Origin of the sequence: Halorussus ruber (assembly GCF_004765785.1) — an archaeon.
Classification (GTDB): domain Archaea; phylum Halobacteriota; class Halobacteria; order Halobacteriales; family Haladaptataceae; genus Halorussus; species Halorussus ruber.
Genome location: NZ_ML219769.1, coordinates 174,288 through 181,880, shown reverse-complemented (window position 1 = coordinate 181,880; position 7,593 = coordinate 174,288). Strand labels below are relative to the sequence as shown.

Annotated in this window: 10 protein-coding genes; 6 read left to right on the top strand and 4 right to left on the bottom strand. The window is 67.2% G+C overall.

The genetic code is table 11. The features are described 5' to 3' along the window. Positions 1-650, bottom strand: a 650-nt coding sequence (locus EPL01_RS03010) for a triose-phosphate isomerase (RefSeq protein WP_135823845.1), incomplete at its 3' end; no start/stop codon positions are given. A 177-nt stretch (positions 651-827) separates the two neighbouring features. On the opposite strand from EPL01_RS03010, the gene EPL01_RS03005 reads away from it, so the two are divergent. Together EPL01_RS03005 and EPL01_RS03000 are read left to right on the top strand one after the other, a co-directional pair. After that, positions 828-2,087: an MFS transporter gene (locus EPL01_RS03005; RefSeq protein ID WP_135823775.1), complete on the top strand. Its 1,260-nt coding sequence runs from the start codon at positions 828-830 to the stop codon at positions 2,085-2,087. Between the two features lie 250 nt (positions 2,088-2,337). Next, complete coding sequence (locus tag EPL01_RS03000) at positions 2,338-2,670, top strand: DUF7344 domain-containing protein (protein ID WP_135823774.1); 333 nt, start codon at positions 2,338-2,340, stop codon at positions 2,668-2,670. On the opposite strand, the gene EPL01_RS02995 is transcribed toward EPL01_RS03000, so the two are convergent. Further along, positions 2,667-3,098 carry a hypothetical protein gene (locus EPL01_RS02995; RefSeq protein ID WP_135823773.1) on the bottom strand — a complete coding sequence of 144 codons (432 nt, stop codon included), beginning with the start codon at positions 3,096-3,098 and terminating at the stop codon, positions 2,667-2,669. The genes EPL01_RS03000 and EPL01_RS02995 overlap by 4 nt on opposite strands. Before the next feature lie 116 nt (positions 3,099-3,214). Here EPL01_RS02995 and EPL01_RS21945 point away from each other — a divergent pair, with 116 nt between their 5' ends. The 4 genes from EPL01_RS21945 to EPL01_RS02975 are packed head-to-tail and all read left to right on the top strand — an operon-like array spanning position 3,215 to position 5,445. Further along, on the top strand, positions 3,215-3,610 hold the full coding sequence (locus EPL01_RS21945; protein ID WP_210424058.1) for an erythromycin esterase family protein: 396 nt from the start codon (positions 3,215-3,217) through the stop codon (positions 3,608-3,610). Positions 3,611-3,656: 46 nt separating this feature from the next. Next, complete coding sequence (locus tag EPL01_RS02985) at positions 3,657-4,028, top strand: cytochrome c maturation protein CcmE domain-containing protein (RefSeq protein ID WP_135823772.1); 372 nt, start codon at positions 3,657-3,659, stop codon at positions 4,026-4,028. After that, entirely contained in the window at positions 4,028-4,774 is a 747-nt protein-coding gene (locus EPL01_RS02980) for an ABC transporter ATP-binding protein (protein WP_135823771.1), read from the top strand. Before EPL01_RS02985 ends, EPL01_RS02980 begins: the two co-directional genes overlap by 1 nt. Beyond that, positions 4,771-5,445 carry a heme exporter protein CcmB gene (locus EPL01_RS02975; RefSeq protein ID WP_135823770.1) on the top strand — a complete coding sequence of 225 codons (675 nt, stop codon included), beginning with the start codon at positions 4,771-4,773 and terminating at the stop codon, positions 5,443-5,445. Before EPL01_RS02980 ends, EPL01_RS02975 begins: the two co-directional genes overlap by 4 nt. 90 nt (positions 5,446-5,535) lie before the next feature. On the opposite strand, the gene EPL01_RS02970 is transcribed toward EPL01_RS02975, so the two are convergent. Next, complete coding sequence (locus tag EPL01_RS02970; RefSeq protein WP_135823769.1) at positions 5,536-6,189, bottom strand: ribonuclease HI family protein; 654 nt, start codon at positions 6,187-6,189, stop codon at positions 5,536-5,538. Between the two features lie 167 nt (positions 6,190-6,356). Next, positions 6,357-7,577 (bottom strand): carboxypeptidase-like regulatory domain-containing protein, encoded by a 1,221-nt coding sequence (locus EPL01_RS02965; RefSeq protein WP_135823768.1) that lies wholly within the window; start codon positions 7,575-7,577, stop codon positions 6,357-6,359. Positions 7,578-7,593 lie beyond the last annotated feature (16 nt).

Below are 7,593 nucleotides of genomic sequence, written 5' to 3'. Positions count from 1 at the left end.
AACCACGCCCGTCTATCGTCTGCCAGCACTGCCGCGGACGCGGCACCCGCCGCGTCCGCGCCCAACTCGAACGACCGGGCCACGTCCTCCGGCGTCGTGATTCCCCCGCCGAGGAGAACCTTCGTCCGCGGGTTGCGCTCCGCGACGATGCCGACGAACTCCTCGACCAACTCGGGCCGGGTCTGGGCGAGCGCGTTGCCGGACGCGATGTCCGAGGGGTTCTCGAAGATGACGCAGTCGGGGTCCCATTCGAGGACGGCCCGGCCCATCTCGACGCTGTCGGCGCAGACGATGGCGTCGAGGCCGCACTCCTCGCACCGCCGAATTTTGGCCTCCACGTCGGCGAGCGTGTCGCGGCGCTCGGGGTGGTTCATCATCACGCCCGCCGCGCCAGCCTCGGCGACCGCTTCGGGGAGAATCCCGCCGGTCTCGCGCCCCGGTTCGCCAGCGTCGACGGCCTGCGCGACGACCGGGAGCGACGTGTTCTCGGCCACGAGGCGGAGGTCCGTCGCCTGCGGCGCGATGGCGAAGGTGGCGTCGGTCTCCTCGGCCACGGACTCGACTGTCCGTGCGTAGGACAGCGCGTCCGCGCCGTAGGTCTCCTCGTAGGTCTTGAGATTGAGCAGGAAGTGCGGGTAGTCGAGGTTCACGCCTCGTCGTTCGGTTCGGGGCGTGATAGAAGTTCGTCGTTCGCTCCGGGGGCCGTAGTGGCGGTCGGCAGAACCGCGAGGAGGGACTCGCAGATTGCTCGAACTCGTTTCAGTAGTCGCTGTTACAAAAATTCGTTTCCGCGAACCCTTTTTTGGCCGTCGGGAGTAGCGCCGGACATGCTCTCGCTGGTCCGTCGCTACTACATCTACCGGGCGACACTCTCGGCGGGGTTCTACATCCCCGTCTCGGTGGTCTACATGAAGTCCCAGGGCCTCGGTCTCGCCGACATCGGGTTCGTGCAGGGGGCCTTCCTCTTCTCGATGGTGGCCTCGGAACTCCCGACGGGGTATCTGGGCGACCGCCTCGGTCGCCGGAACGCGCTCGCGCTCGGCAACGCCATCGTCGTCGCGGTGATGCTCGGGTTCACCGTCGCCGACTCGACGCCCGCGTTCGCCGTCGTCTACGTGGTCTGGGCGGTCGGGTGGACCTTCCGGACCGGGACCGCCGACGCGTGGCTCTACGAACTGCTGGCCGAGCGCGACGCCGAGGACGAACACGCCAAAATTAGCGGTCGGGCCAACTCGACCCTGCTCGTGGTCTCCGGGGCGACGGCGCTCGCGGCGGGGTTCCTCTACACCATCGACCCGGCGGTGCCCTTCCTCGCCAACGCCGGGTTGGCCGCGCTCGGCCTGCCGATACTGGCGACGTTGCCGAAGACGCAGGGCGCGGGGAATCCCGAATCTGCCGACGGCGAGGCCGAGACGATGAGCGTCCGCGAGGCCGCTCGCGCCCTCCGGACCCAACTCCCGCGCCCCTCGATTCGCTGGATAGTCGTCTACGCCGCGCTGTTCAACCTCGTCTTCTCGGTGACGCGGGTCTTCGAACAGCCAGCGATGCAGTCGGTCGGCGTGCAAGTCGCCGAGTTGGGCGTCCTCTACGCCGGGTTCAAACTCGTCTCGGCGGTCGCGTCGAGCGCGGTCGGACCGATTCAGGACCGCGTCGGCACTCGCGGCGTCCTGCTGGCGCTGGTCCCCGTCGTCGCCGTCGCCTACGCCAGTTTCGCGGTCGTGCCGATTCTTCTCGTGCCCGCGCTGTTCGTCCGGCGCGCGACCCAGCGGGTCACCCGACCGGTCAGAAACGAGTACATCAACGACCGACTGGAGAACGTCGGCCGCGCGACGGTGCTGTCGGGCGTCTCGATGGCACTCACGCTCGTCTCGGGCACCGCGAACGTCCTCGGCGGCCGGGTCGCGGCCGACATCGGCCCGCTCGCCTTCCTCTCGGCGGTCGGCGTGACCTCGGCGCTGGCCGGGGGCCTCCTCTGGGTCGTCGCGCGGCCAGTCCGAGAGCCGGTCGAGGAGGCCGGTGCGGATACTGACGCCGGTGCAGACACTGACACCGACGCGGATGGCGAGACTGACGCTGTGGCGTCGTAGTGTCGGGAGCCACGGCGTCGCTCGGGAGTGGCGTAGCGTTGGAAGCCACGGCGTCACTCGGGACGGATAGAGATAATTTCTTATTTATTTAGAAAACGAAAATTAGTCTTTAGTAATTCTATAGTTATCTACACCGATGCTCATCGAGGCGAGCGCCGCAATCAGTCGTCTTCCCGAGGAGGACGAGAGCCGACTGTTTGCGTCGGGCCATTATCCTTTTAATTATCAGCGGATTACCCGTTAGGACTGAATGGGAGACGACCGGCTCGACTCGATACAGCACGTCCTCGACCATCCGCGGCGGCGGGCGGTCGTTCGCTATCTGGACGAGAAGTACCTACCGATACCTGTTCCCTCGTTCACGACGTACCTCGCCCTCCGGCTGTTTCCCGGCGCGGAAGTAGACGACTTCGAGACCTACCGCGAGGAGGTCGCCGAGAGCCTCTCGCGGGACCACCTGCCGAAACTCGACGAGGCGGGCGTCGTCGACTACGACCCGGACGTCGCCGACGGTATCATCGACCGCGGACCGGAGTTCGACCGCGCCGTGGAGTTCGTGGACGCCGAGTCGCGGACCGCCTAGCACTCGGTGTCGGCCATCTCGACGCCGCCGTCGCCGCCGAACCCGATGTCGATGTCTACCTCCTCGTCCATCTGCTGTGACTCGCGGTCCGTGCAGTCCGCGGTCGTCTCGATGCTCCGAGCTTTTACCCCGTCGAGAAACAGCGAACAGGTGTACGTCGCTCCGCTCGGGACGTTCGAGACGGCGTCGGTCTCCGTGAGGACGTGCGGGTCCGCCGGGTCCGCCGCGGGCAGTCGGTACGTCCGGTCGAACGCGGTCTGTCCGTAGAGTCGAATCTGAACGCGGGCGTCGTAGGCGTCGGTCGTGTAGTTCCGGAGTCTGAACCCGAGCGTCCCGACGAAGGGGAGTGACGCACATCCCGACAGTCCCGCAAGACCGGCGAGGCCGCCGAGTCGGAGCATCTGCCGCCGCAACCGAGACGTGGACATGTCGGCCAAGTCACGAATGAGGGCCAAAGTCCTTCTGATACGAATCAGACCCATCCGAAGAGGTATCCTGCTAGACGTTGTCACGGTTCGGCGACGAGAGGGAGCGCGCACAACGCATGGTGGGGAAAGCAACGACAGACAGGACACTCGTCGCGGGGTTGGTTCTCGGACTGCTGGTCGCGGGCGTCGGCGACGCGGTTCCGGCGGCAGAACCAACCGACGAGGAGGGACAGCACGACCGAACACCAGTACTCGGCGACGAGCGCCGGGGCCACCGCGCCATCGGCGTGGTCTACGACCCCGACCGCGAGGCGTACAACTACGTTCCGACGAATCTGGCCGAGCGCTACGACTCGTTCGTCCACGCGAGGACTCGACCGCGCTCCACTCGCTCGGCGTCGAACCCGACCCGAGCGAAGCGCCCGAAGCGTACCCGTGGGGCGTGTAGCATATTTGCCACGCCCGCTCTCCGAACTCTGCGCTCGGTGGCGGGGCGTGGTTGTGCAGAGTAACTGAACACCGATACAATCATACCACTCGTTCTCTAAGGGCCTGTTAGTGCGACGGAAGAACAAACTCGTCATCGTTGGCGTCGGCATCCTCGTGCTGTTGGGCGGCCTCGGGGCCACGACGATGAGCGCCACGACGGAGTTCGTCACCCCGACGAAACTCGACGACGGCGGCTATCAGGGTGACTGGGTGAACCTCGAAGGCTCCGTGACGAACCTCCAGACGGAGGGCCAGCGGGCGACCTTCGACGTGAGCGACGGCAACACCTCGGTTCGAGTCGTCTACGAGAAACCGCTCCCCGACACGCTCCAGAACGGACGCATCGTGGTTGCGAAGGGCGTCTACGAGGACGGCAAACTGGTCGCGGACAAACTCTCGGTGCGCGCCCACGAGGGTAGCGAGCGCCCCGACGATACGTGATGGAGGGCGACGACACTGCCGCGCCAGCGATTCGGACGGCGAACCTGACCAAGGAGTACGGCCAGTTCGTCTCGGTCGCGGACCTCTCGGTCGAAATCGACCCCGGCGAGACGGTCGGCCTGTTCGGGCCGAACGGGGCCGGGAAGACCACCATCCTCCGGATGCTCGCCGGACTGACCCGACCGTCAGACGGGTCGGTGTTCGTCCACGGGACCGAGTTCGAACCCCACGACCAGCACCTGCGGAGTCGCATCGGCGTCGTCACTCACGACTCGATGCTCTACGACGGCCTGACCGCCCGCGAAAACCTGCGGTTTCACGCCCGACTCCACGGAGTTGACGACATCGAAGACCGGACCGAGGAGGTCCTCGACACGGTGGGGCTGACTCGCCGGGCGAGTCGCCGCCCCGGCGCGTTCTCCCACGGCCTGCGCAAGCGTCTCTCGCTGGCGCGGGCGCTGCTGCACGACCCCGACGTGCTGTTGCTCGACGAACCCTACACCGGTCTCGACCAGCGCGCGGGGGCCGACCTCGCGGCGGCGCTCGACGACCTCGAAGACAAGACCGTCGTCCTGACGACGCACGGGCTGGAGCAGGGGCTCTATCACTGCTCTCGCGCGCTGGTCCTCGACGCCGGGCGGCTCGAAGCCGACTTCGCCACGCGGTCGCTGTCGAGCGACGAGTTCGAGGCCCGCTACCGGCGGACCATCGGTCTCGACCCCGAGGAGGTGGCGATTTCGGAATGACGGGCTTTCTCTCGGCGGTGTACAACGTCGTTCGGAAGGACCTCCTCGTGGAGGCCCGGACCAAGCAGGTGACGACCACGGCGACGGTGTTCGCCCTGCTGGTGGTGCTGGCGTTCGCGTTCAGCTTCGTCAAGACGTTCGCCGACCCGCGACTCGTCGGTCGAGGCGCGCTCTGGATCGCGTTCGTCTTCGCGGGAACCCTCGGCGCGACCAAGACGGTCGGGATGGAGGCCGACAACGCCGCCATCGACGGGTTGCTCCTCGCGCCCATCGACCGGTCGGCCATCTACGTCGGGAAGGTCCTCAGCACCGCCGTCTTCGTCGTCGTGGTGGACCTCGTGACGCTCGCGGCGTCTATCGTCTTCCTCGGCTACGCGCCCGCCCCGGACATCGTCCTCCCGCTCGTCGGCGTGCTGGTCGTCGCGGCGGTCGGGTTCTCCGCGGTCGGGGTCATCGTCTCGACGCTGACCCACCAGTCGGCGCTGGACGAACTCGTCCTTCCCGTGTTGCTGGTCCCGCTGGTCGTCCCGATTCTGCTCGCGGGCGTCGAACTCTCCGACGCGCTGGCGTCGGGCCGACCGACCGGAACGTGGCTCCGCCTCCTCGGGGCGTACTCCGGCGTGGTGTTTCTGGCGGGGATTGCGACGTTCGATTACGTGGTCGAAGGATAGAAGATTATCTGCTAGAACTCACTTTCTATTTCCTAAAGAAACAATCTGTTGTCTTTATGGGCGGGTGGACGAGAGGTTTCGATACCGCGCCTACCCCGGTCCGAAGGCCGCGATGTCGGCTCCGACCGTCGCCAGCGCGTCGGCGGGGTTCGGGTCGCTGTCGGCCAGATGCGTGTAATGGTGTTCCGGGATACTCGCCAGCGCCGCCGCGACGGCCTCGCTGTACGCCTCGACGCCCGGTTCCAGCGGGTCCTCGCCGCCCCAAATATCGCGGATGACCGTCATCGAGTCGATGCGCACCTCCAGCCTGCGCGGCTCGTAGCGAGCCAGCAGTTCGGAGAGGCCGAGCTGGAGGGCGACGTACTCGGCGGTGTTGTTCCCTGTCCGAGAGCCGACGGGGCGGCCGAGGCGCGCGAGTTCGTTCTCCTCGACGTCCGTGATGACCGCACCCGCCCCTGCGGGACCGGGGTTGCCGCGCGAACTGCCATCGACGTAGAGGACGAACGCGTCGCTCGTCGGCTCGGAGACGGGTGGCCGGGTGAGTCCCGACGCCAGCAGGCCTTCGAGCGCGCGCCGCAACTCGTCCGAGGAGGTCCCGGGGTCGAACAGCCCGCCGTAGCCGGGGACGGCGTCGTCGATAGCGTCGGTAGCGGCCGCCATCTCGTAGCCGACGCCCGCGAGGACCTCGTCGACGAGCGCGGCGAGCGGCGTGAGGTACTCCGCCGGGAGGGGGTCGTCGGTCACGCCGCGTCCTCCTCCGGGCTTCGGTTCCGGCTCCTCACACTCCCGTTCCCGGGGTGTCGCGTTGGCTGGTCGCACGACTGCATATCGGCCCTTGGTGGTCGAGCGACATAAACGAACGACCCGGAAAAGCCGATTCCCCGGAAATCAGAAAAGTCGGTCCCCGAAAATCAGAGGACCCGGTACGCGACGAATCCGCCCGCGACCGTGGCGACGAGGCCGCCGAACAGCGCGAGCGCCGGGAACTCGGGCATCGAGTTGCTCTCGGCCGAGGCCTGCGCGGCGGTCCCGCTTCCGTTGGCGCTCGCGCTCGCCGACCCCGTCACGGCGGGCAAGTCGAGCCGAATCGTGTCGTTCGCCGAAATCGGCTCGGTGTTCGTCAGGAGCGGAATCGGCGCGTCACCGGCCTCTAGGTTCTCGGAGTGGGTGACGTTCTCCGGTTGGTAGCCCCGGAAGACCACCGCGACGCTGTCGGCGTCGCGGTCGAACTGCTTTTCGAGCGTCCGGCCCCGAAGGTCCCACGCGACGCCGACTCGCGCCGTCGAGTTCGCGGGCACCGTGACGTTGAGCGAGACGCCGCGAGGCGTCTTCTGGTAGTCGGTCTGGCGGCCTTGGAACATCGCCGCGTAGGGCTGGGCACCCTTCGGCGCGACGAGTTCGACAGATCCGACGAACGGCTTGTCGCCCTCGTTTCGCAGGGTGAGCGTCTCGACCGCGCTGGGCGATTGGGAGGCGTTCTGGGGCGCGATGACCTGCACGACGTGGCTCGCCGGGTTGCCGCCCGAGACGTTCAACACCGACTCGTCGTCGGTCGGCGGAGGCGTCTCGACGGTGATGGAGTCGGTCCCGTTGGTCGCGCCCGCTCCGGGGGTCGAGATGGTGCGGACGTAGGGCACGCCGTCGACCGTGACCTGCACGCGGTAGGTCGCGTTGGGCTTCAGCGGGCCGAACGAGAAGGTGCCGTTGGAATCGACTTTCGTCCGGTCCACCGAGTAGCCCGACGAACTCGTGAGTTCGACTGCGGCGTCGGTCCGGGGTTCGCCCGAGGCGTTCACGACCGTCCCCGACAGCGACTGGTTCAGCGTCATCGAGGCCGAGGTCTCGTTGCGAAGGACCTCGTAGTGGACCGCGCCGTCGTGGACCACCTGCACGAGGTACAGCGGCGCGTCGGGCGCGTTCACCGAGAACTCCTCGCCGTCGATTTGGGTCCTGACGGGCTTGGCGGCCTGCTGGAAGCCCTGCGTCATCGGCGTGACGGTGACGTTCGCGCCGTCGGCGGTACCGTTCTCGACCGTGACCGTGCCGGAGATGGGGGTCGCCCCGGCGGCGACCGCGGCGAAGGCGATGCTAGCGAAGACGAGTGCGATTGCGAGTGTCGTTTTTCGTGCCATTGTAGATTCCGTCGTC

What these genes read in the sequence shown, in the direction of transcription:
- EPL01_RS03005 (WP_135823775.1), top strand. Translation starts at nt 828, where the DNA reads ATGCTCTCGCTGGTCCGTCGCTACTACATCTACCGGGCGACACTCTCG.
- EPL01_RS03000 (WP_135823774.1), top strand. Translation starts at nt 2,338, where the DNA reads ATGGGAGACGACCGGCTCGACTCGATACAGCACGTCCTCGACCATCCG.
- EPL01_RS02995 (WP_135823773.1), bottom strand. Translation starts at nt 3,098, where the DNA reads ATGTCCACGTCTCGGTTGCGGCGGCAGATGCTCCGACTCGGCGGCCTC.
- EPL01_RS21945 (WP_210424058.1), top strand. Translation starts at nt 3,215, where the DNA reads ATGGTGGGGAAAGCAACGACAGACAGGACACTCGTCGCGGGGTTGGTT.
- EPL01_RS02980 (WP_135823771.1), top strand. Translation starts at nt 4,028, where the DNA reads ATGGAGGGCGACGACACTGCCGCGCCAGCGATTCGGACGGCGAACCTG.
- EPL01_RS02975 (WP_135823770.1), top strand. Translation starts at nt 4,771, where the DNA reads ATGACGGGCTTTCTCTCGGCGGTGTACAACGTCGTTCGGAAGGACCTC.
- EPL01_RS02965 (WP_135823768.1), bottom strand. Translation starts at nt 7,577, where the DNA reads ATGGCACGAAAAACGACACTCGCAATCGCACTCGTCTTCGCTAGCATC.